The sequence below is a fragment of the Leptobacterium meishanense genome, from assembly GCF_037645805.1.
In the GTDB taxonomy this organism is placed as follows: Bacteria; Bacteroidota; Bacteroidia; order Flavobacteriales; family Flavobacteriaceae; genus Leptobacterium_A; species Leptobacterium_A meishanense.
The window spans coordinates 349,298-373,478 of record NZ_JBBEXE010000001.1; the positions used below are offsets into that span (position 1 = coordinate 349,298).

22 protein-coding genes are annotated in these 24,181 nt (G+C 35.4%); 8 read left to right on the forward strand and 14 right to left on the reverse strand.

Going from position 1 to position 24,181, the window contains the following annotated elements:
* Positions 1-4 precede the first annotated feature (4 nt).
* The 4 genes from WBG21_RS01645 to WBG21_RS01660 form a co-directional block, all read right to left on the reverse strand.
* Entirely contained in the window at positions 5-1,540 is a 1,536-nt protein-coding gene (locus WBG21_RS01645) for a YifB family Mg chelatase-like AAA ATPase (protein ID WP_340074127.1), read from the reverse strand.
* A gap of 318 nt (positions 1,541-1,858) precedes the next feature.
* Complete coding sequence (locus WBG21_RS01650) at positions 1,859-2,668, reverse strand: hypothetical protein (protein WP_340074129.1); 810 nt, start codon at positions 2,666-2,668, stop codon at positions 1,859-1,861.
* Positions 2,669-2,694: 26 nt separating this feature from the next.
* A complete protein-coding gene (locus WBG21_RS01655; protein ID WP_340074130.1) occupies positions 2,695-3,510 on the reverse strand; it encodes a hypothetical protein in 816 nt (271 codons plus the stop codon).
* 12 nt (positions 3,511-3,522) lie between these two features.
* On the reverse strand, positions 3,523-4,365 hold the full coding sequence (locus WBG21_RS01660; protein WP_340074132.1) for a hypothetical protein: 843 nt from the start codon (positions 4,363-4,365) through the stop codon (positions 3,523-3,525).
* Between the two features lie 221 nt (positions 4,366-4,586).
* On the opposite strand from WBG21_RS01660, the gene WBG21_RS01665 reads away from it, so the two are divergent.
* Entirely contained in the window at positions 4,587-5,684 is a 1,098-nt protein-coding gene (locus WBG21_RS01665) for a sensor histidine kinase (RefSeq protein WP_340074134.1), read from the forward strand.
* Positions 5,681-6,445, forward strand: a complete 765-nt coding sequence (locus WBG21_RS01670; protein ID WP_340074136.1) for a LytR/AlgR family response regulator transcription factor — start codon at positions 5,681-5,683, stop codon at positions 6,443-6,445. The genes WBG21_RS01665 and WBG21_RS01670 overlap by 4 nt, the downstream gene beginning before the upstream one ends.
* Here WBG21_RS01670 and WBG21_RS01675 read toward each other — a convergent pair.
* From WBG21_RS01675 to WBG21_RS01700, 6 genes are read right to left on the reverse strand one after another with little or no spacing between them, the layout of a single operon-like run.
* A complete protein-coding gene (locus tag WBG21_RS01675; RefSeq protein WP_340074138.1) occupies positions 6,442-8,289 on the reverse strand; it encodes a CocE/NonD family hydrolase in 1,848 nt (615 codons plus the stop codon). The genes WBG21_RS01670 and WBG21_RS01675 overlap by 4 nt on opposite strands.
* Before the next feature lie 10 nt (positions 8,290-8,299).
* Positions 8,300-10,261 (reverse strand): protein-disulfide reductase DsbD family protein, encoded by a 1,962-nt coding sequence (locus WBG21_RS01680; protein ID WP_340074140.1) that lies wholly within the window; start codon positions 10,259-10,261, stop codon positions 8,300-8,302.
* Positions 10,258-11,562, reverse strand: coding sequence for a tRNA lysidine(34) synthetase TilS (tilS, locus tag WBG21_RS01685; RefSeq protein WP_340074142.1), 1,305 nt, complete (start codon positions 11,560-11,562; stop codon positions 10,258-10,260). Before tilS ends, WBG21_RS01680 begins: the two co-directional genes overlap by 4 nt.
* Complete coding sequence (locus WBG21_RS01690) at positions 11,562-12,389, reverse strand: alpha/beta hydrolase (protein WP_340074144.1); 828 nt, start codon at positions 12,387-12,389, stop codon at positions 11,562-11,564. The genes tilS and WBG21_RS01690 overlap by 1 nt, the downstream gene beginning before the upstream one ends.
* A gap of 31 nt (positions 12,390-12,420) precedes the next feature.
* On the reverse strand, positions 12,421-13,728 hold the full coding sequence (locus WBG21_RS01695; RefSeq protein WP_340074146.1) for an anthranilate synthase component I family protein: 1,308 nt from the start codon (positions 13,726-13,728) through the stop codon (positions 12,421-12,423).
* 1 nt (position 13,729) lies between these two features.
* Positions 13,730-14,272, reverse strand: a complete 543-nt coding sequence (locus WBG21_RS01700; protein WP_340074148.1) for an NADPH-dependent FMN reductase — start codon at positions 14,270-14,272, stop codon at positions 13,730-13,732.
* A 155-nt stretch (positions 14,273-14,427) separates the two neighbouring features.
* On the opposite strand from WBG21_RS01700, the gene WBG21_RS01705 reads away from it, so the two are divergent.
* A complete protein-coding gene (locus WBG21_RS01705) occupies positions 14,428-15,615 on the forward strand; it encodes a heparan-alpha-glucosaminide N-acetyltransferase domain-containing protein (protein ID WP_340074150.1) in 1,188 nt (395 codons plus the stop codon).
* 36 nt (positions 15,616-15,651) lie between these two features.
* Here the strand turns inward: WBG21_RS01705 and WBG21_RS01710 are convergent, their stop codons facing one another.
* The 4 genes from WBG21_RS01710 to lpdA form a co-directional block, all read right to left on the reverse strand.
* A complete protein-coding gene (locus WBG21_RS01710; RefSeq protein WP_340074152.1) occupies positions 15,652-16,884 on the reverse strand; it encodes a S41 family peptidase in 1,233 nt (410 codons plus the stop codon).
* 27 nt (positions 16,885-16,911) lie between these two features.
* Entirely contained in the window at positions 16,912-18,066 is a 1,155-nt protein-coding gene (locus WBG21_RS01715) for an acyltransferase family protein (protein WP_340074154.1), read from the reverse strand.
* Between the two features lie 109 nt (positions 18,067-18,175).
* Positions 18,176-19,333 (reverse strand): helix-turn-helix domain-containing protein, encoded by a 1,158-nt coding sequence (locus WBG21_RS01720; protein WP_340074156.1) that lies wholly within the window; start codon positions 19,331-19,333, stop codon positions 18,176-18,178.
* A 10-nt stretch (positions 19,334-19,343) separates the two neighbouring features.
* Positions 19,344-20,750: a dihydrolipoyl dehydrogenase gene (gene lpdA, locus WBG21_RS01725; RefSeq protein WP_340074158.1), complete on the reverse strand. Its 1,407-nt coding sequence runs from the start codon at positions 20,748-20,750 to the stop codon at positions 19,344-19,346.
* A gap of 172 nt (positions 20,751-20,922) precedes the next feature.
* On the opposite strand from lpdA, the gene nhaC reads away from it, so the two are divergent.
* The 5 genes from nhaC to WBG21_RS01750 all read left to right on the forward strand — a co-directional run bounded on the left by nhaC (position 20,923) and on the right by WBG21_RS01750 (position 24,142).
* Positions 20,923-22,404 carry a Na+/H+ antiporter NhaC gene (gene nhaC / locus WBG21_RS01730; RefSeq protein ID WP_340074160.1) on the forward strand — a complete coding sequence of 494 codons (1,482 nt, stop codon included), beginning with the start codon at positions 20,923-20,925 and terminating at the stop codon, positions 22,402-22,404.
* Between the two features lie 99 nt (positions 22,405-22,503).
* Positions 22,504-23,142: a peroxiredoxin gene (locus WBG21_RS01735; RefSeq protein ID WP_340074162.1), complete on the forward strand. Its 639-nt coding sequence runs from the start codon at positions 22,504-22,506 to the stop codon at positions 23,140-23,142.
* Between the two features lie 2 nt (positions 23,143-23,144).
* Entirely contained in the window at positions 23,145-23,459 is a 315-nt protein-coding gene (locus WBG21_RS01740) for a thioredoxin family protein (RefSeq protein WP_340074164.1), read from the forward strand.
* Complete coding sequence (locus tag WBG21_RS01745; protein WP_340074166.1) at positions 23,440-23,700, forward strand: DUF6952 family protein; 261 nt, start codon at positions 23,440-23,442, stop codon at positions 23,698-23,700. The genes WBG21_RS01740 and WBG21_RS01745 overlap by 20 nt, the downstream gene beginning before the upstream one ends.
* An 82-nt stretch (positions 23,701-23,782) precedes the next feature.
* Positions 23,783-24,142: a diacylglycerol kinase gene (locus WBG21_RS01750; RefSeq protein ID WP_340074168.1), complete on the forward strand. Its 360-nt coding sequence runs from the start codon at positions 23,783-23,785 to the stop codon at positions 24,140-24,142.
* Positions 24,143-24,181: the final 39 nt, after the last annotated feature.

Genomic DNA, 24,181 nt, shown 5'->3' on the forward strand with positions numbered 1-24,181 from the left:
TCTTCTATCCTAACCATCCTTCTCGATCCAAACTCCTGTATTGTATAGCTTCGCTGATATGGTCACTATTAACTTGTGGGCTTGCGTCCAAATCAGCAATAGTTCTCGCTACTTTTAAAATACGATCATAAGCACGGGCCGATAACTGTAAACGTTCCATGGCTTCTTTTAAAAGTTGTTTTGAAGCTTCATTAAGCTGACAGTATTTCCGGATATGTCGCGTATTCATTTGTGCATTGTAATGCACATTTTCTACTTCCTTAAACCGCCCTGTTTGTATGTGCCGTGCTGCCGTAACACGCTTCCTGATTTCAACACTCGGTTCTCCCCTCCTATCATCAGAGAGTTTGTTGAAAGGAACTGGCGTTACTTCTATATGAATATCGATCCGGTCTAATAATGGTCCGGAAATTTTGCTTAAATAACGTTGCATCTCATTAGGTGAAGAGGAGACAGGTGCATCGGGATCATTAAAATAACCGCTAGGGCTAGGGTTCATACTCGCTACCAGCATAAAACTCGATGGATATGTAACTGCAAACTTAGCTCTTGAAATGGTCACTTCCCGGTCTTCTAGGGGTTGGCGCATCACTTCCAACACACTTCTTTTAAATTCTGGCAATTCATCTAAAAACAATACCCCATTGTGGGACAAGGATATTTCACCGGGTTGCGGATAAGCTCCTCCTCCTACCAATGCCACATCTGAAATCGTATGGTGCGGGTTCCGAAAAGGGCGTTGCGCCATTAATCCCGTATTTTGTACCTTCCCTACTACACTGTGTATTTTAGTGGTTTCTAATGCCTCCTGCAGTGTCATTGGGGGCAAAATGCTTGGCAATCGCTTTGCTAACATTGTTTTCCCGGAGCCGGGAGGGCCTATTAAAATGATATTATGTCCTCCTGCAGCTGCTATTTCCATACAGCGTTTTATGCTTTCTTGTCCCTTTACATCAGCAAAGTCATGCTCAGGGAAATCCAATTCTTTATAAAACTCTTTTCGGGTATCAATGCGAGTCTGTTCCAGTTGTATTTTACCCTCAAAAAAATCAATAACTTGGGTAATATTTTCTACTCCATATACTTCTAAATCATTCACAATAGCAGCTTCTTTGGCATTTTGTTGCGGTAAAATAAACCCTTTAAAACCTTCCTCCCTTGCTTTAATAGCGATAGGCAAAGCCCCTTTTATAGGCTGAAGACTCCCGTCTAAGGAAAGTTCTCCCATAATCATATAGCGGTCGAGGTTCTCCCTTTTTATCTGCTTGGAGGCTGATAGAATACCAATCGCCAATGTTAGGTCATATGCAGAACCTTCTTTCCTTAAATCGGCAGGTGCCATATTAATGGTAATTTTCTTCCCAGGAATTTTATATCCATTATTTTGAAGCGCTGCAGCTATACGATAGTTGCTTTCTTTTATGGCATTATCCGGAAGCCCTACCAAATGATAACCTATTCCTTTATCTACATTTACTTCTACGATAATGGTAGTGGCTTCTACCCCAAAAACAGCACTTCCATAAATTTTAATTAGCATAGCATTATTTTAGTGACGTCAAATGTAAGAAAAAGACATAAAAATTTATGATGAAATCAGGTGTAATGATTTTTTAAAAGAGTATATTAATTAGACGCTCTCTTTTCAATTATGCCTAACCTGTTATCTGGTCTTTGTTTATGGCTGATTTAGGTGTTTTGTCTCAGTATTTTATTTCTTTTTCGATAAATTCCAATTTGTATTATACCTTGTGTATGTTTCATTTTATATAGGTCTTATTTTTTATCTATTTCCTAAATATAACAAAGAAGCAACTGAAATCAGTTGCTTCTTTGTTCAAAAGATACCAATCAATTATCAATCAATTGGCTCATAAACCAAACCGTTAGCTGGCTTTTTCAATTTAGAAGCATCAAAGGGTTTTTTAATATTATAATCTTTCACTGTATGGATCCCAAATGATATTCCATCAGGAGTATAGGTATCGTATCGGGTTGTTAGCTTCAAGCCATCTACATCTGTATATTCTTTGTACACTTTTAATAAAGGCCCCATAAACTTAGTGTCTTCCGGAAGTTTAAATACCTCCATCAATCCTTTATGGGTAACTGTATATTTAACCCCCTTTAAAATATAGGATGTAGGGTCTATGTACATGTCAAAATACTCATAGGGTGATGCCCCATTAAAAGTTAATCGTACCGTATGAAATTTTTTGTCCTTTTCAATGAGGTCAACCTGCGTTTTTTCTCTTAATTCTAAGTTTGCAGCAGCATCTTGGGTCATCCAAACCATATTAAGAAAGAAATATGCAACACCTGCCATCATATCGGGCGGATTCAAACGTTTCCAATCTACTGTCCATATATCTTTTCCATCAAAAGCTACTATAGCAGCATCATATGTCCACTCACTATATGAACGTCTCCTTCCTTGCTCATGGATTTCTTTTGAAAACCAGTGATCATCCGGTTGTGAAGGATTTACCATATCGTGATTGTAACTAATGGATGGTGCATTTTTCCATTTTTCCATGCCACCATGGGCATTGATCATCTTTTTAACAATTGCTTGAGCATCTGCATTTTTCTGAGCAATACCCAGTGTAAAAGTTACCATCAAAAAACAAAGTGTTATTTTTTGAATTGATTTTACATTAATTTTCATAATAAACTCGATTTTAAATGAACTAATTATTTTGTTTTTTTCAATTTTGAACTATCAAACAAATGCTCAAAAGAAGGTTCTATCACAATATGCATTCCCATTAATTTGCCATCAGGGGTTATTGTGCTATACCTGTCAGGGATAGTAAATCCATCTACTTTGATGTAGCCATCCATAATTCTTATTAATTCCATTCCTTCATTCATATCCGGAAGCGTTACCCCGGGAAACTCAGGAACCGAAGCATTATGTTTAGTCGCTTTCAGTAGATTAGTATCCGGATCGATATACAATACAAACTTTCCTTTATGTGCCCTGCCTTTTGGCTCAAATGTCATCTCCACAGTAATGTATTCTTTGGTATCATTAGGAAGTTTTCCTTTAGATAAATTCCCCAGCTTTGTGCCATTGCTTTGTGTCAAAAATGGCAGATTGATAAAACCATAATGGTAAAACATGCGCATAAAAGGGGGCATTCTCATTTTATCGGTCTTATAATTAGTCCCCCATGATTCTTTACCGTCAAAGACAATTGTAGCATTCTGGAATTGAATCCATCCGGAACCTTTGCTTGTCTTGGGTTCAAACTGGAATTTTCCTAACCGCCATCGATCATATTCAGTTATGCCATTTCCTAGGGGAATACCTGGCATATACATTGTCAATCCATAGGAGAATGATGGGGCATTAAGCCATTTTTCATACCCTCCATGTGCTTTTAGCATCTTATCAATGACACCTTTTGTTTTTGCAGAGTCATACTGAGGCCCCTCGTCATAGGTAAACGCTTGTGTGATAATTAAAACAATTATGGCTATTGTTATTTTTAGTATATTTTTCATTTTTATTTAGTTTTATTGTTTTTGGTTTCCTCTTAAGTGACTGGAGTTATCAATGACAGCACGCTCCGGCATTTTTAACAACGATTCATCAAACTTTTCTGTAGTTTTGATATTGATGATCGCATGGTTCCCATAATTCTCTGTTTGCTCTGTATTTCCGGTATGCATCAAGATAGGGTACGTAAGTCCGTTAATTTCCCTAAAGGCATCATTGATCCTAAACATAGGGCCAAACAGTTCTTTTTCTTGTGGAAAATTGAAAAGATCGAGCATGGCTCCGTAGCCAATCATATATTCATACCCCATCAATAAGTATGTAGTGCTGTCTATGTAAAGTTTATAGGTATCTTTTTGGGTTTTTCCAATGATTGGTTTCTCTGTAAAACCCATGTCAATAACATATACTTCATTTTTAAAGGCTTTGTGTTTTATTTTCTTTACTTCTCCTAGTTTTACATTATCATCTTGAGTAATCCAGGGAAGGTTCAGGAAGTAATAGAAGAACAAAGCATCAAATTTAGGAGTGTTCCCTATACGCCAATCCAACGACCAAGTTTTTTCTCCATCATAGGCCATCGAAGAATTAAATAACGGCCAATATTGATATACACGTCTTGTTTTTTGGTCTACATATACTTCATTGATCCAAAAAGGGCTTCCGGGAAGCGATTCGCTGTACATGATATTTTCAAAGCTAAAGGAAGGCATACTTTTCCACTTTTTCATACCGCCATGTGCTTCAATCATTTTCAAAATAACTTCTTTTGTCTCTTCTGAAGCATATTTAGGAGGGGATGCTTTGGTATTACATGCTAATAAAATCCCTGTGGACAGAAATAAAAATAGTTTTCTCATAATGTATCTGTAATTAAATTTTAAAGCAATTTTATGGATAGATTCGCTGTATTTATTTATTTATGATGTGTATGGCATAATTTGTTGTAAATAGCAATACCTTCTGAAAAACAGTATTTTACATGCTTTTATTCTTGTAAATGTGGTGTGTATATGTGCAATTGGCAGCTTTTTACATGTGTTTTATATCCAGGCTATCTTTTAATTACTAATTTGCACCTATGAAATGGCTTTTATCCTATAAAAAACCACCTGTTGCAAACCAGTATATTTACTTGGTAGCATTTCTTTTTTGGGTAGTGGTTGTTATCAATTCTACTATCAATATTGATAGTGGTTTTAAGATAGACCTGAATCATATTGTAATTATAACTATTACCTATTTTTTATGGGCTTTGATGCTTCCTTTTATCTATGGAAACATTGACCTATTTAAAAACAATAAAAGTTTCCAGCAGGGAATTTTTGTTTTAGTTATTCAATCAATCCTGATTATAATCGTTCATGTTATTTTCTCTAATTTCCTTTACTATTGCTACCTTATGGTAGCCTCTACTATTACTGTCAGTAATGCACTCAACCAAATGCAAACATTCTTTGCCCAGATAATGGTAAGTCGTTTAATTGATTATATTCTTATCTTTTCTGCATTGCAGTTAATTAGTAACTATAGAGAATATCATCGACAAAAAATAGCTGTAGCCGAGTTGAAAAATCAACTTGCATATACAGAAATGGAAGTTTTAAAATCACAACTGAATCCGCATTTTCTTTTTAATGCTTTGCATGCTGTCCATTCATTAATAGGTTATGATGATGAAAAGGCCAGGGCCATGCTCATAAAAATCAGTAGTTTGCTAAGAAAGATCCTCAACCAAAAAAACAATCATTTTTTTACCCTCAAAGAGGAGCTGGCTTATTTAAAAGATTATTTAGATATTGAACAGGAGCGTTTTCATGACAGGCTTTCTATTGAATACGATATAGATGATAGACTATTAGAAAGTGAAGTTCCTAGCTTACTTTTTCAGGTATTGGCAGAAAATGCCTTTAAGCATGGTATTTCTTTGTTGGAAGGAGGGGGTAAAGTTAAAATAATTATACATCAAGACGATGATCAGAGAATAGTACTGGGCATGCTCAATTCGGTCCCTGAAAATTCAATAAAAGCTCCACATTCTTTTGGGATTGGACTCACTAATCTGCAAAAACGATTAGAGAAAATATATGGAAACAACTATACTTTAAAAACTGATGTCAATAATGGTTTTTTTAAAATTTTGATATTAATTCCTGATAAACCCATTCAAAAATTATGATCCGTGTAGCTATTGTAGATGATGAACCTAATGCTAGGCGTTACTTGTCTGGTTTGTTGAAACAAGATGCAGAGATACACCTTGTAGCACAGTTGGTTAACGGAAGAGCTGCGTTGGAGCTACTTGAAAAAGATATTCTTGATATTGTGTTTTTAGATATTCACATGCCTGGTATTAACGGTATTGAAGTCGCCATGAAAATCATGGAAAAGCACAATGTTGTCATCATCTTTTCTACTGCTTATGATCAGTATGCCATAAAAGCTTTTGAATCTGAAGCACTTGATTATTTATTAAAACCCTTTGACTCCAAACGGTTTTTTCATGTATTAGACCGGGCGAAAGAACAAGTAAAATTAAAGGAGCAAAAACAGTTTAACGAAAAACTGACTTCATTATATAAAAATTTTCAACGATCGCAAGCTCCCCATTTCACTACTTTTATAATTAAAGAAAAAGGTATTGAACGGCATCTAGACATTCACGAGGTGATTTATCTCGAAGCAAATGGTATTTATGTAAACCTTATGACCACTGATAAAAAATATCTTTATCGGGCTTCCCTTCAACTATTAGAAGAACAACTGCCCGAGGAACTGTTTATAAGAGTTCATAGGTCAATTATCCTAAACAGAAAGCATATTGCTGACATCAAATATTTAAACAATAATACATTTTCTTTTACAATGGAAAATGGCAAAACACTTACTTCTAGTCGTAGCTACAAAAATGATATACAGCAAATAATTACTGAAAATTAATTTTCTTTCAATACTGTAAATTCAATTAAAGAAGTATTGTAAACCCTATGGGTTTGCTTTTTAAAGTCTTCTTCTTTAGCATAGAAAATATTGTCAACATAGGTTTGTGGATTCATATCAATTAATGGAAACCAGCTGCTCTGCACCTGAACTTGTATTTTATGCCCTTTTTTGAAGGTATGAAAAACATCTTGTAGTTTTATATTCACATCCGTTATTTCATTCGGAACAAAAGGTTCTGGATTTTCAAAGCTGTTCCTGAAACGGCCCCGCATTACTTCACTCCGAACCATCATATGATAATTGCTCATTTTAAGATGGTCCTGTGTTTCTTCATAATCTTCCGCATCTGGTGGAAATACATCAATCACTTTTACAATCCAATCAGCATCTGTACCTGTAGTAGAGACTTTTAATTTTGCCAATATGTCCCCTGCCAATGTTACATCTTCCGTTAATACCTCCGTTTCAAAAACCAATACGTCAGGGCGACGAGCAGCAAACCGTTGATCATCTGTCATGTATTTTCTAGGAGTAAAAACGACTTTAATGTCTTCTGAATAAGGTACCGGTTTTTTAGGGTCACTCATAAACTCTTGGAATGCTATTTCTCTGGTTGCTGCCTGTCCTAAGCGTTGGTTCCGTTGCAATGAATAGGTTTCTTTTTTAGTGTTTTCTGGTGGCCATGTGTCAAATGTTTGCCATTCATTTTTACCCGTATCATAAACATATGCTTCCGGTAGCCCGGTATTTCCATTGGAACTCCCTTTTAAAAAATGGTTAAAAAATGTAGTCTCTATTTCCTCTTGATAAAATTTAGAGATATCATCTCCAAAATAAACATTCCCAACAGCCTGTCTTTCTTTTGATCTTGCCCAATCCCCGTGGCTCCATGGACCCATAACTAGTGTATTGTAATTTTTGTTTTGGTTTTCAATCGTACTGTAAGTAGCTAATGGACCGTATAAATCTTCGGCATCAAACCACCCACCAACAATCATGGTAGCCGGTTTTATATTTTCTAAATGTTGAATAATCCCTCTGGACTTCCAAAACTCATCATAGTTAGGATGGTCTTTTAATTGTTGCCAAAAAATATTGTCTTCTTTGTAGTAGGTATCTAAATTGGATAACGGGCCTGCGTCTAAAAAGAATTGATACTGATCTTGTGTACCTATATCAGGATATTGATACCATGCCTCGGTTGTTGGCCCTGGCTTATCATAACCAAACAGAGCGGTTGCCCTCCAGTAGCTTAGTAAATAGGCTCCATTATGGTGAAAATCGTCAAAAAAGAAATCACCTATACATGCTTGGGGGGAAACAGCCGCTAATGCCGGGTGTCCTGATAGCAATGAGTAGGTAGCATAAAAACCAGGATACGATATGCCCCATACACCAACTTTCCCGTTGTTATTGGCTATATTTTTAACCAGCCAATCTATGGTATCATAGGTATCTGAAGCTTCATCTATTTGTTTTCGTTTTTTATTAGGGATAAATGCCCGCATGTTGTCATAAGTCCCTTCGCTGTTCCAACGACCACGAACGTCTTGATAAACTATGATGTTCCCTTCTTTCATTAACGTTTGATTGGGTCCTATAGATGTCCGATAATTTGCTTCTCCATAGGGTCGACAACTATAAGGGGTACGCTGTAATAATATGGGATATTCTTTTGAGGTGTCTTTTGGGCTATAGACCGTAGTATGAAGTTTTATCCCATCACGCATGGTAATAGTTACTTCTTGTTTGTTGTAATGTTCTTTTACGTCATATTGTTTCTCTTGCGCAAGGATAAAGCTTCCTATCAAAAGAAAATAGAGTACCAGTTGTTTCTTCATTATTATCATTTTATTTGTTGTAACTGTTTAGGCCTTCTAATAGCCAATTGTAATAGGTTTCTGCATCGGTATATTGTTGTGGTGTATTCAAGATTTCCATTTCCGGGGTCATTAATACATAATAAGGTTGTGATGCTGTTTGAAAATTTATTGTTTGAAATGTTGCCCACTTCTCCCCTATGGTTTCTATTGTTTTTATCCTTCCTGTTGGTAACTGGAAGTTAAACTGTTGCTCTTTTTCCAGTTCTTTACGGTCATCAACATATAATGAAATCAACACATATTCATCGTTTAACACATTGTATACCTTAGAAGTGCTCCATACATTTTCTTCCATTTTCCGACAGTTTACGCATGCCCAACCGGTAAAATCAAGCATAATAGGTTTGTTGTTCGCCTTTGCGTAAGCCAATCCTTTTTCAAAATCTTTAAAACAATTCAATCCTAACGGACACTCACTTTTTTGTTCGAAAACGCTATAAAATTCAGGAGGTGGAAATCCGCTTAGTAATTTCAAGGATGAATATTTTGTCAATCCTGCAATTAAATATACTGTAAAGGCCACTACCAAAATCCCAAATGAAATACGACTAAAGCTTAGTTTTTTGATCGGACTATCATGTGGGAATTTTAGTTTTCCGAATAGGTAGATTGCCATCAGTGCAAAAACAACAATCCATATTCCAATAAATACTTCATGCTTTAATATTCCCCAATGGGACACTAAATCGGCATTTGATAAAAACTTAAATGCCAACGCCAACTCTAAAAAACCTAGAACCACTTTCACGGTGTTTAACCATCCCCCAGATTTTGGCAGAGAGCTCAATAGATTTGGGAACATGGCAAATAATGCAAAAGGCAATGCCAGTGCCAATCCAAAACCTACCATTCCTGCCGATAGATTGGTAGCCACATCTCCTTCAGAAAGCGTCGTACTGCCTAGTAATCCTCCCAAAATAGGACCCGTACAAGAGAATGAAACAATAGCTAATGTTACTGCCATAAAGAAAATTCCCAACAATCCTCCAACATTGGAAGCGGAATCCATTTTATTTGCCCAGGAAGCCGGTAGTGTTAACTCGTAATAACCAAAGAATGAAAAAGCAAAGAATAAGAAAATGGCAAAGAAAAATACATTTAACCATACATTGGTTGCAATATTGTTTAATATTTCAGGATCGATAGAGTCCAAAAAGTGAAATGGAATGCTCAATAGTAAATAAATGAGTACGATAAAGAAACCATAGAGCGCGGCATTTCCTATTCCTTTTTTTCGGCTACCTGTCCGTTTTGTAAAAAAGGAAACAGTCAAAGGTATCATTGGAAACACACAAGGGGTCAACAATGCTAGCAATCCTCCTAAAAAACCTAATGCAAATATGCCCCAAAGGCCACTTTCACTTTTTGCTTTATCCGATGCATTTTTTAAAAGTTCCTTGTTTTGAAGGTTTAGGGTCAGTTTTTCTGATAGTGCCTTACTTTTATCATCAATTTCTTTTTGGGTGACCACTGTTTCTGATCCGTCCAATGAAAAGATAAACTCATTGTCATTGAACATACATAACTCATCATCACACACCTGATATTCTACAGTAGCTTTTATTACTTTTAGGTTACTGTCCAACACTTTAATTTTCTGTGTGAAGATAGCTTCATGGCTGAAGAACGATAAATCTGTTTCAAATACTTTGTCATATTCGACAATTGTCTCACTTTCTTCAGTATCGCCTATCAACTCATAAGCCCCTTCTTCAATTTCAAACTCAAAAGTCGTTGGAATAGGGACTATTTCAGCTTCTGCTTCTTTCTGGGAATACAAATGCCAACCGTCTTCTATGATAGCTTTAATAATAAGGTTGTATTCTGTATCTGATATCTGCTTTACATCTGTACTCCAGGAAACCGGATTTTGTTGGGACCATGAAAACAGGTTAATTAATAAAACAATGGGGAGCAGTAAATGCTTCATAAAATATTAATTTTAAAAATTTTAGTTGTTGCATTCGTTATTATAAACCGATTGTCTACCCGCTTCCCTATTATCCATACAATACTATTTCCGGAACATAACAACCATTGGTTTTCTTTAGCTATCAAGGAATATTTTTCATCTTTAAAATAGTCACTCAACTTCTTTTTTCCTTTCATTCCTTTTGGATAAAAATAGTCGCCTTCTTTCCATTTTCTTAATGATAGAGGAAACTTTAACTTTTCATTAACGTATATAGTTGATGAAGTGTTTGTTCCTTCTTCACTTACTTCTGCTATTTTAATGGAGATAGGTTCCGATAGTCCCTTTGTTTCTTCACTAATCAGGTATTCTTCTCTTTCAATACCTTTTTTCAATTCTTGAATAAGTACATAATCCCGATCTTTAATCATTCTATGTGTTTCAGAGAACAATTGTTTTCCGCTTTGGGCATTCAATAAATTAATGATATCTTTTGTTTCCGTAAAACCATAACTTCTAAATAACCCGTACAAATAATCTTCTTGTGGTACTAGCTTTTGCAATGAAGTCACCAGATATTTCTCAATAGTACCTTCTTGAACTATCAAAGATTTTTTTAACGCATCAATATGGTTTTTAAGAACTTTTAGGCTTCCTGTTATATACTGTTGCGTTTTTTGAAAATTATATAAAAATTCGGGGTGTAACTTTTTTAATTGTGGCACAATATGGTGCCGGATTTTGTTGCGAAGGTATTTCGTATCTTCATTACTGCTATCCTCCCGCCACATGAGTTTATTTTCTGTAGCATATTTTTCTATTTCGGATCTTGAAAAAGGCAATAATGGACGGATTATATTTTGATTTACAGCAGGGATTCCTGCCAAACCTTCCAGGCCTGTGCCCCGTGACATATTTATTAAAAACGTTTCCAGGTTATCATCAGCATGATGGGCAGTCAGCACATAATCATACGGAATGGTTTCACACAACATATCGAACCATTTGTACCGTAGTTCCCTTGCAGCCATTTGAATGGAACATTTCTTTTCCTGCGCATAGGCTTTTGTTTCAAAATGTTTTACGTGCAGGGTTACGCTGAGCTGTTTTGAGAGCTTAGTAACAAAGGCTTCATCAGCATCACTTTCTGAATCTCGTAAATTAAAATTACAATGTGCTAATGCAATATTTAATCGCAATTGGTGAGACAAATGCGCTAATACAACACTATCTACACCTCCACTTATAGCGATAAGAATTTTCGAGTTTTTTAAAAACGGAAAACTATTGGTTATATGTTTATGAAATTGTTCCTGCATTAGGGTAGTTTTGATTGTATCCAATCTGCAATGACATTTAAAAACCTGTCTTTCTCCAGATCGTTGTGCAATTCATGATATCCATTATCAAAAAGTTGTAGTGTTGCGTTTTGTGTTTTTTGGGCAAATTCAACCGTAGCCGTATGGTCTATAATTTTGTCTCCGGTACCGTGAAGCAAAAGTATGGGTTTTTGCAACGATGGTGCATTTTCAAGTGCCCATTCAGCAGCCTCCATCACCGGAAAGGAAAAGTTAGGGCTTATTTTATCGTGTACCAATGGGTCTTCTTCATATTTTTTAACCTCCTCTGGGTCTCTTGAAATAGCTTTGGTATCCAATGCTGTAGGCAGTGTAATAGAAGGCATTATTTTTTGCAATAACTTCCCCATAGTTATTTTCCATTTTGGCGGTTGAAATGCCAATCGTAAAAAAGGGCTCGTAGCTATTACTCCTACAATATCCGGGTTTCTACGAAGTGCATAATTTATTACTACATTACCTCCCATACTATGCCCATATAAGAATACAGGTCTATCCGGAAACTCCTTTTTCGCTTTCATAATAGCTTCTTCCGCACTATCTAACAATGCCTTGTAGCTGGGACAGTGTCCTCTTCTTCCTTCACTCTTTCCATGTCCAAAATGGTCAAATGTTACTACTGCAAAGTTTCTGTTTAGAAAAAAAGGCACTACTGAACTGGTATACCGACCGGAATGTTCGCCCATGCCATGCACCAAAACAACTACCGCATTTACAAGATCAGGGGCCCATAATTGACCATACAATTTCTTATCGTGGCAACTAAATGTAAATTCTCGGTGTTTCATGTATTAAAAATATGACTTTTTCAACTTTCAATTAAAAAATTCCTTCCAATACCTTTCGCATTGCTTCTGCTTTTATTAAGCATTCTTCATATTCTTTCTCAGGTATCGATTTTGCCGTAATAGCACTTCCTACGGAAAAAGAAATATATTGCTCTGTTTCATTGTATAAAATACTACGGATAACCACATTGAAATCGAAATCGCCTTCGGGTGTAAAATACCCAACGGCTCCGCTGTATAAACCTCTTTTAGTGATCTCTTGTTCTTCAATAACCTTCATAGCAGAAATTTTTGGGGCTCCGGTCATGCTCCCCATAGGAAATGTATGCTTTAGCATGTCTACAGGATGGGTTGTTTCAGCTACTTCCGAGGTTATGGTAGATATCATTTGGTGTACTTGTTCAAATGTGTACACTTCGCATAATTCTGCTACCCTAACGCTTCCTTTTTTAGCTGTTTTAGAAAGATCATTTCGAACTAAATCTACAATCATGATGTTTTCTGAACGTTCTTTAGAGTCCTTTTTTAAATTTTCTCGTAAAAAATTATCTGTTTTTACATCTTTTGCCCTTTTAGCTGTCCCTTTAATCGGTTGAGAGATAACCTTACTCTCTTGCTTCCGGATATACCGCTCGGGTGATGCAGACAACAGAAACAAATCATTCAATTTAAAATACGTTGCGAATGGGGTTTTTGATATGTTATTTAGCTTATGGAAAGTAGTTAACGGAGTGATGGTTGTTTTTTCTGCATAAAATTCTTGGCAAAAATTAACTTCATAAATATCACCACGTTGAATATGTGAAAGAATTGTATCTACTTTCTCTATATAGCTATCTCTATGAAGTCTTTTTTCAACCCTTATTAGTTTATCTGACGTGTTCTCATCTGCTGTAATAGTGTAAACATTATTGTTTATATTCTCAAAATCTTCCATCATTTCATCGCTTACCATGTTTAAATAATGAAAGTATATCTTGTTCCCTTTAATAATGAACAGTTTCTTAGGTTGAAAAAAATACATGTCGGGAAAGAATAATCTATCCTTATTAAATGAATACAAGTCTTCTGCATCGTTCTTTAATTCATAACTTAGGTAACCAAACAACCAATCTTTTGTGACGGACTGATACTCTTTTAATTTTTCAAATCCATCATAAAAATCTGTTTTTATACTTGTAAATGCATCTACAGCAAGCAATCCATCAAAACTGGAGTATTGTTGCGTATAATTATTAGAGTCAAGCCACAAAACTTCATTATACTGTTCTGCCCATCCCAATATTTTTTTTTTGAACAGGGTTATATCTTCTACTAGAAACTCTTTAGTGAATCGCAATTTACGATGAAATTTTAGTTATAAAACTATTAACTGTATCTCGGAATTCGGACGCTAATTGACCGTCTATTATTTTATTGTCCTGAAGAGAAAATTTTTGATGAAATGAGGGCAATGAATATGTTTCTTCGACAGTGGCTCCCATACGAACCATCATATTTTCAACAACAGCTTTAGAACCAATCCCCCCTCGTTTTCCAGGTGATGTGCTCATTAAAAACACTTTTTTGTCAGCCAAAAAACCTCTATCAAAACGAGAGAGCCAATCCACCAGGTTCTTAAAATAGGCTGAGGGGTTTCCATTGTGTTCATTGACTGAAATGACCAATGCGTGTGCTGCTCTGATATCCCTATGAAGTTCAATTAATGAATTGGGGAACCCTTTTTCTTTTTCCAAATCCTCACTATACATAGGGAATGGGTAATTAATCATATTCAATAACTGTACATCATAATTTTCAATCAATGATGTAGTATAACTAACTAACCTATAGTTTATAGAGCTTGAAGAATTACTCCCAGCAAATGCTAAAATGGTTTTCATTATTAATTTGGTTATGACTTTTGTTATATGCAATGATAAGAAATCTGTATAGAAGATTAAAACGTATATCTGTTAGAAGTCGTGTAATTTTAATTACTTTTGCACTGGCTTAAAAATCAGTGTTATACGTATATTTTGAGGCTGCATATTGCAAGATGAATATTACTAACAGTTTCCGGCTATATTTTATAGATGCCATAAGGGCTTGGGCTATTCTTATGATGCTGCAAGGCCATTTTGTGGACAGTCTTTTGGACCCTTTATACAGGGATGATACAAACAGTATCTATACAACATGGAAATTTTTTCGAGGGATAACGGCTCCTGCTTTCTTTACCGTTTCCGGATTTATTTTTATGTTTCTGCTTTTGAAAGAAGCTAAGCCAGAAATTGTGAATCCCAGGATTAAAAAAGGCATCAAGCGAGGGCTTATGCTTATTGGTATTGGGTATTTATTGAGAACAAATATATTTGGTTTGCTTAATGGAGAGATATATCCTTCTTTTTATCTGATAGACGTCCTTCATTGTATAGGATTGTCTATTATTTTACTGATCGGTATGTACAGTTACAGTATTCACAGAAAAAGTTATGTATTGCCGCTTCTACTGGCTGCTTCAGGAATACTCATTTTTTTGTTTGAACCTGTATACAAAACATGGAATTTTTCTTTTTTACCAGATTTTTTAGCTAATTATTTTACAAAAGTAAACGGTTCTGTCTTTACTATTTTTCCTTGGTTTGGTTATACAGCATTTGGTGCATTTATGGCAGTTTTATTTAATAAATATAAGAATATTCCCCACCTCTATTTTAAGGCAATAGCAATAATATTAACTTCAGGAATTGTTTTTACGTTTTTATCTTCCGGGGTCTTCTTTTATTTGTATAGGATAACCCAGTTGCGATTGTTTTTGGATATTCTTAATAATAACCATTTGTTCATTCGTTTAGGAAATGTTCTAATCGTCTTTGCTCTCTTTATGATGTTGGAAAGGTGGTTGACTTCCAAGTTAATTATGAGAATAGGAAGTAGCACTTTATATGTCTATGTAATCCATTTTATAATCCTCTATGGTAGCTTCACAGGTTTAGGTTTGTATAAATACTTCCATCATTCCTTAAGTCCTTTTATTACTGTTTCCGGTGCCTTATTGTTTTTAATTGGAGTTACTTACTTATCTCTTCTATACGAGAAAAACAAACCTTTTATTGCAAAGACAAGAACTCGGGGCCTTTTTTATATGCAAAACATCTTATTAGCTAGTTATCATGAAACTTCTATGATGGCAAGAAAAGCAAAAATGCTGATTTACAAGCGTTTTGGTTATTTAAAAAATTGATATAATTACGCCTTTTTTATTAATAGCATCATGATATTAATCCGTATTGATATCATTATCAACCCATTCTAACAAGGGGTCACGCCCTTGCTTGTACATGTTAAAATCTGGAAGAATAATTTTATCTAACAGTACTTCCGGAGCATCTACTTCTTGAAATTGATAATATTCTATAGCACATGAAGCTTTTATTTTTGAATTTGGCAAATGAAACACATAACTTTCTGAATACGAATTGGGCCTTGCTCCCGGAGGTTCCCCCAATAGAAAAGCATTTAATCTTTCTTTAAAATGTAATGCATTTACCATTGCTGCAGAAAAAGTAGAGCGACCTGTAAAAACATACACTTTGCCTCGCTTATGGATCGCTGTTTTTTCGATAGCATCGATCAAATGCAATCCTTTTTTAAAATCTCCTCCTCCATTCAGCCTAAAATCAATGACAAGTGTATTAATATCATTTTCTTCGATATCTTTTTTAGTTTGTTTCGCTATTTTCCGAATACCTTTCCAATCAGGGTAACTGATAAAATTGATATATAAAAGCTTTCTATCTTTTTCTATACGTGTCCATATAGGCTTTGTCCTAAACATAAAAGGAGGGATAGCATCATAAGCAATTTTCCACTTTGTTTCTCCGTAAGCTATTCCTGAAATAGCTGAAAAAGTAACCTCTTTCCTATTTCCATAGTTGTCCTCAAATGTATACGTAGCTTGACTGTTCGATTTAGCAGTACCTACGTTGAATAGAGCATCAGCTGTTACCAGCCAATATTGATTCCATGATTTAAGAAAGTAGTTATTTTCATTTTTAGGAGTCAATACATCTATTTTATCTTTTACTGATTTGATACCGATACCATCAATAGCCACTACCTTATGCCCCAAAATGTCTTGGTGTTCCTCTCCTGCCCGTACAACCCTTAAATCATCTCCAAACCAAAAAAGGGTTAATGGATAAAACTTAAAATAGCTATATGGTCTAACCGCTGTATGGCCATCACCTATTAATGCTCCTATTTTAACCAATTCTATAGCTATTTGCGAAGGTGATAAGTTAGGTATTTGTTCATGCAGGTTATTTACTTCATAGTCAAAAGTAGCTGCCGAAGTATAATTAAAAGGTTTTTTATGGTTTTCTTTTATTGTTTTGCTTAAATACCTGAGGTCTTCTTTCCATTGGAAAGAGGTCAACTCAATATTTTCTTGCCCATTAAACTTATGAAAAAACAATAGTAATATCAGGTAAGTTAAAACATCGGTTTTCATATTTTTTCAAAATTTGTGTTTGTTAATTTAATTAATATTATTGTTATGCATATTTCTAATAATTGGTTTTAATCCAAATAATATGCGGATAATATTAAATGGACGTATCAAAAACTGGTATATCAATACTATAACAGTAAAGCAAATAACTGTTAACAGAAAAAACTTTACGAGATTGTTTATTTGCCACTTTGCAACGTAATAGCCCATCACTACAATAACTGGCTGATGCAATAGGTAAAAGGGGTATATAGCCTCATTCAGAGCCTTTCTATATTTAGAATCTCTATTCAAATATTTTCTGGTATAGCCTATAGCTGCCATACTCACAGCCCATGCCACAAAGATACGTAACAAGCCATAAGCATATTTTGCGATCAATTCATCTTCAAAAAAAGAAGGAACGGTAAACATCAAAAAGGTAAATAAAACCCCTTCTAGGAAATACAAATGTGCTTGTTGTTTTAATGTCGATACTAAATCATCATTTGAGATGAGTATAAATCCTGATAAGAAATAAATAAAACAAAATGAAATATACGCCCAATCATTAAACAACGCATGGGTTACTTCCGGAAAATATGGTCTCAAAAGATATTCTGAAAAAATTATAGGAATAACGATTAGATTCAACCCCAATGGTTTTGATACTATTTTTATAAAACGTTCCTTATGTCTGTTGAATTTTTCACTTCTTAGACTGTTCAAAAAAGGGAAAATCAGTAAAGCCATGGTAAACAAATAGATTAAAAACCACAGATGGTGCCAGCTAAAATTCCCTATTGGATAGATCCCGTCAAACATATGCGGATAATAACTGATTAATGAGTCATACTGACTAGCTTTTTCTATATATACTTGAACAGGAACCAATGTAAAAATACCAATTAAGAATGGGATGAATATTCTCTTAAAACGTTCTTTGAGATATTGCCCGGGCGTCCTGAATCCTAATGCAAAGAATGTCCCTACCCCAGAAGTTAAAAAAAGTAGCGGCATTCGCCATAAATGAAGAAATTCCATAATGGGATGCAGCCACTCATACTGTTGATTATTTTTAATATGCCAGTTCCAGCCGTTAAAAAACATGCCTATGTGAAACATAAAAACGCTCAATATTAGTAATATCCTTAACCAATCTAAATAGTATTTTCGAACCTTTTTTGTTTTGAAAGTTTCCATGAACCTCTTTTAAATTGAAAACAAACTTAATTATGAAGTACTGTAAATAACGAAGCTGCCTATCGGGAAGGCGTTCGTGCTTATAAGGAAATACTTTAAAACGACATGGTTAATTTGAATCTCTGTACTCGGAAGGGGTTTGAGAAGTAATCTTTTTAAATGCTGTATTGAATGCCGATTTAGAGTTGTACCCTACACATTCTGCTATTTCTTCTATCGTTTTTTTCTTGCCTTCTTTGGATCTCAAAATGTGTTGCGCCTCTTTTATTCTGTAAGCTGCCAATAGTTCAAAAAATGTTTGATGTAGTTTTTCATTGATTACCTGAGATACGTGGTGAGCACTTTCATTAATACACTTTGAAAGCCCTGACAAGGATGCCATATTACTTTTATAATATCCTTGTTCCTCCATTTCTAAGGTGATTTTTTTAAGAATAGCCCTCTTTTCTTCTTCAGATAAAGAAGATTTTTTATACTTCAAAATAGGGGGTTCCAAAAAAGAGGAAGGGTGATTGAAATAGGTAGACTCATTGACTACTTGCACACTCGTCATAAAAATCATAAAAGAAATATAGAGGTATATGAAATAATCCCCCACATCATTTCCGTAGTACAATTTCACGATGATAAGTACCGTCAATATGATCAAAAAATGATAGCCTGAATTACGGAGCGACTTTAACGTTTTATTCTTTGTCTTAAATAGTGATTCTTTCAGTTTCTTGCTTTTATTTAATAGTAGAAAGAGCATCCCTATGAAATAAATAATGAATTGAATAACTGTAAATGTATTTATATACTGACTTATGCCTAGTGGATTTGCAGAGAATTTCATATCTACATCAAGTAAAGGCTTAGTAAGTTGCATTGACCCTATAAATGCATTGTATTTAAAAGCATCTGATTGTGTAAAAAACCACATACTGTAGATCAACCAAAATATAAAAGGAACAAAATGCACCCATTCCCATCGTGGTTCTTTACCTCCTAGCTGTTTGAGCATGAACAAGTATAACAATGGAGCTATAACAAAATTTAGAGGCTCTGAAAAGTTAGAAAAGGTAATTACTTTTAAGATATACCCCGTATAATTAAGGGCTCCTTCTAACATTATTAAGGATAATGATAAGATCAGAAGACCCATATATCTATTGGTCTTATGTTTATCTGATGATTTTTTAATAAAGAAACCTGCTAGAAATAATCCTTGAAAAATTCCGAATAGAATGATTAATGCAACACTATCTATATAAAAATCGCTTTTCATTTAATGAGAGCTATACATGCAATGCCCTGTCTTCGGTAGCAGCCAGTGCAGCTTCTTTAACAGCTTCTGCATAGGTCGGATGGGCATGGCTCATACGTGCAATATCTTCAGCAGAAGCCCTAAATTCCATCGCAGTAACGGCCTCTGCAATCAAATCAGCCACCCGGGCTCCTATCATATGTACACCCAATACTTCATCCGTTTCTGCGTCCGCCAGTATTTTTACAAAGCCGTCTATGTCCATACTTGCCCGTGCACGGCCTAAAGCACGCATGGGAAATTGCCCAACTTTATATTGCACACCTGCTTCTTTCAGGGCTTCTTCCGTTTTACCTACAGCAGCTACTTCCGGCCATGTATAAACGACTCCAGGAATAAGATTGTAATCAATATGTGGCTTTTGCCCCGCTAAAATCTCAGCAACCATTACCCCTTCCTCTTCTGCCTTGTGTGCAAGCATAGCTCCTTTAATAACATCGCCAATAGCATATATATTAGATACATTGGTTTGCAAGTGGTTATTAACTTCTACCTGTCCCTTATCATTCAGTTTTACACCGGCTGCTTCTGTATTCAAGCCTTCTGTATAAGGCCTTCTCCCTACAGAAACCAAACAATAATCACCTCTCAACGCCACTTCTTTCCCTTTTGCATCATCTACTTTTACTGTAATTTCATCTCCTTTACGTTCTACAGCTTTTACTTTGTGTTTGGTATAAAATTTTATTTTCTGTTTTTTCAATACTTTTTGGAGTTCTTTGCTTAATGCTCCATCCATTCCCGGAATAATACGATCCATATATTCCACTACCGAAACTTCTGCTCCTAATCGCTTATACACTTGCCCTAATTCGAGCCCAATAACACCTCCGCCAATGATAATTAAATGCTTAGGTACTTCTTTTAACTTTAATGCTTCTGTTGATGTGATGATCCGTTCCTTGTCTATTGAAATAAATGGTAGTGTAGAAGGTTTGGAACCAGTTGCAATAATACTATTTTTGGTTTCTATTTGTTCTTTTTTACCATCATTTTTTTTGATCTCAATATGTGTAGCATCTACAAAACTTCCCAACCCTTCATATACCTCAACTTTATTTTTGTCCATTAAAAACTTCACCCCTGAACAGGTTTGATCTACTACTGCCTGCTTCCGGGCAATCATCTTTTCTAAATTTACTTTTACTTCACCGGGTATTTCTATACCATGCGCTTCAAAATGTTTTACAGCATCTTCATAATGATGGGAAGAGTCTAGCAATGCTTTTGAAGGGATACAGCCCACATTTAGACATGTACCTCCCAATGTAGAGTATTTTTCAATAATGGCAGTTTTCATTCCTAGTTGAGCACAGCGGATCGCTGCTACGTACCCTCCGGGGCCAGAGCCAATTATGGCTACATCATATTGATTCATATTGATTTTTTATTTTATGAATATTTTGGTGTACAAAATTACGAATGTATTTAGTCCTATCCAATAAAGCTGTAACTGATTACATTATGTCATTGTTATTCTATTCTCATTAAACAATTTGGTGAACCTACAACAAAATTGTATTATTACACGTCAAAAACAAATACACCATATGGAAAGTCAAAATATAAAACCAAGGCAACCTCAGGATGAGCATATTGTAGAAAACAAAGAACTAAATATCTGGGAAGCACTCATTCCGGTAGTTGCACTCGTTGGCATGTTGTTTTATAATGTATATGTATATGGTGATGCTGCATTGGACGGAAGCAATCAGTTTATTCTATTACTGGGTGCTGCAGTAGCTGCCATTGTAGGATTCTTTAATAAAGTTTCTTACAAGCAAATGTTGGAAGAAGTAGCAGAAAATGTAAAATCAACCACAGGAGCACTTATCATATTACTTTTTGTAGGGGCTCTAGCAGGTACCTGGCTTATCAGCGGTATTATCCCTTCTATGATTTATTATGGATTAAAAATCTTAAACCCAACTATATTTTTACCTGCCTGTGTGGTCATTTGTGCCATTATTTCAATTGCAACAGGTAGTAGTTGGACTACCTCTGCAACAGTAGGTATAGCATTGGTTGGTATTGGGAACACGCTCGGAATTTCGATGGGAATGACTGCCGGAGCAGTTATATCTGGTGCCTATTTTGGAGATAAAATGTCGCCTTTAAGTGATACCACCAATTTAGCACCGGCTATGGCAGGAGGTGAACTGTTTTCACATATACGCTATATGGCTATGACTACGGTCCCTACTATTGTTATTACATTGGTAGCTTTTATAATTATTGGCCTGACTATTGACACCAACGGCTCTCCAAACATCTCAGATAAACTTCATGCCATAAGTGAATCATTTAATATCAATGGCTGGTTATTCATTGTACCTATAGCTGTTATCTTTTTAATTATAAAAAAGACACCTCCCATCATAGCATTGTTGATTGGAACACTACTTGGTGGCATTGCAGCCGTTATAGCACAACCTGAAATTTTACTGGCTATTTCCGGAGCAGACGAGTTAACATTTACCAGCGCCTATCAAGGTGTCATGAATGCTATGACCATTGATACTGCTGTAGAAACCTCCAGTACTGAGTTGAATGACCTCTTCAGTTCAGGAGGTATGAGTGGAATGCTTGGTACCATTTGGCTTATTGTATGCGCCATGGTGTTTGGAGGCGTAATGGATGCCATAGGAGCTTTATCTACTATCAGTAAAGCATTATTGAATATGGCAAAAACAACTTTTGGACTGTTTGCCAGTACAGTAGCTAGTTGTTTAGCATTGAATGTGACAGCTTCGGACCAATACCTGGCTTTGGTAGTTCCGGGAAAGATGTTTTCTAAAGCTTATAAAGACCGGGGGCTAGCTCCTGAAAATTTGAGTAGGACCCTCGAGGATTCTGGTACGGTTACTTCTGTTTTAGTTCCTTGGAATACCTGTGGAGCATATCAATCAGGAGTATTAGGTGTTCCGGTGATGGATTACTTTTTCTTTGCTATTTTCAATTGGTTAAGCCCTTTCATGACACTCCTATTTGCTGCTTTTCATATTAAAATAAAACAGCTCGTAACAAAATAGGTAATCTCTATTAATCTATAAAATAATATAATTTAACTTTATTTATAAAACCTGTTTGGATTAGTAAATTTGTAATCAATAACAAATAAAAATCATAAAATGACACTAGTTGGTAAAAAATTTCCAAATCTTGATGTAGATGCCATGAATGAAATGGGAGATACATTCAAGTTAAACATATTTGAAGAAGCCGTTAATAAGAAGAAAAAAGTATTGTTATTCTGGTATCCAAAAGATTTTACATTCGTATGCCCTACTGAATTGCATGCCTTTCAACAAGCTTTAGGGGAGTTTGAAAAACGGAATACAATCGTAATAGGGGCTTCCTGTGACACACCGGAAGTACACTTTGCATGGTTAAATACTGCAAAAGACAATGGAGGTATTGAGGGAGTTACCTACCCAATACTTGCGGATAGCAATAGAAACTTATCAAACATCTTAGGTATTCTGGATATTCAATCAGAAACCTATAATGAAGAAACAGATACGATCATATACGAAGGGGATAATGTAACCTATAGAGCTACTTATCTAATAGATGAAGAAGGAACCGTATTCCATGAAGGCATTAACCATATGCCGGTAGGACGAAATGTCCATGAATACCTTCGATTAATAGATGCCTATGCACACGTGCAAAAGCATGGGGAAGTTTGTCCGGCTAACTGGGAAGAAGGAAAAGAAGCCATGTCAGCTACCAGAGAAGGTGTTGCCACATATTTAAGCCATTCATAGTTATGTTTCAGGAATTAGATCAAGATATATTAGCTGATATCGTTTCCGAAAAGGATATTGTACTTGTGCAATATTCCGCAGGATGGTGTGGTAATTGCAGAATCATGAAGCCTAAATTTAAACGATTGGCTTCTGAAAATAAAGGAGCAACTTTTGTGATAGTAGATGCAGAGAGATTTCCGGAATCCCGAAAGCTCGCAAAAGTAGATAACCTTCCAACTTTTGCTGCCTTTAAAGAAGGAAAGTTGGTCAATCAAGTACAAACCAACAAATTAGAAGTCTTAACCGATTTAGTTCATGAAGTTACCGGTAATTAAACATCTTGTAGGGTTCATTGAAGAAAATGATGAAGACTACGTCCTCGAGGCTATTGAAACATTGGAAGCTATTACCGAAGTTTCATCCCTCAAAGACGAAGAGTTGGATGTCATTGGTGAGTTGCTCTCCAATATGTATGGAGCCCTAGAAGTTCATAAATCTATAAAAGATGGGACTAAAAAGAAAAAAGCCCTAAATGATTTCATGTCAAGGGTATTAGGTTCTATAGATAAAGAATAGTACAGCAAATACATCTACTAAAGCCCTTGTTCAATATTGGATAAGGGCTTTTTAATATAACTTTGGATAAAAACATTCATTCATGGGAAACTTCATCATCAAAAGAATTCAAAGTATCAGGTATGCTATAAAAGGTTTTATTATACTGGTTTCTACAGAACCTAGCATTCAGGTACAATTTACCATCGCAATTATAATGGCCTTTGCAGGATTTTATTTCCATATATCCAGCAACGAATGGATGTTTCAGATACTGGTCATTGGCTTGATAATGGGATTAGAAGGTATTAATACTGCCATAGAAAAAACCGTCGATTTTATACATCCGGAACATCACCATAAAATAGCACGCATAAAAGATATTGCAGCAGGAAGTGTACTCATCACAGCCTGTGCTGCAATTATTGTTGGAGGGATTATATACATTCCGAAAATTTTTTAAAAATATATCCCCTAAAGGAACGTTTGTAATTCGTATTTT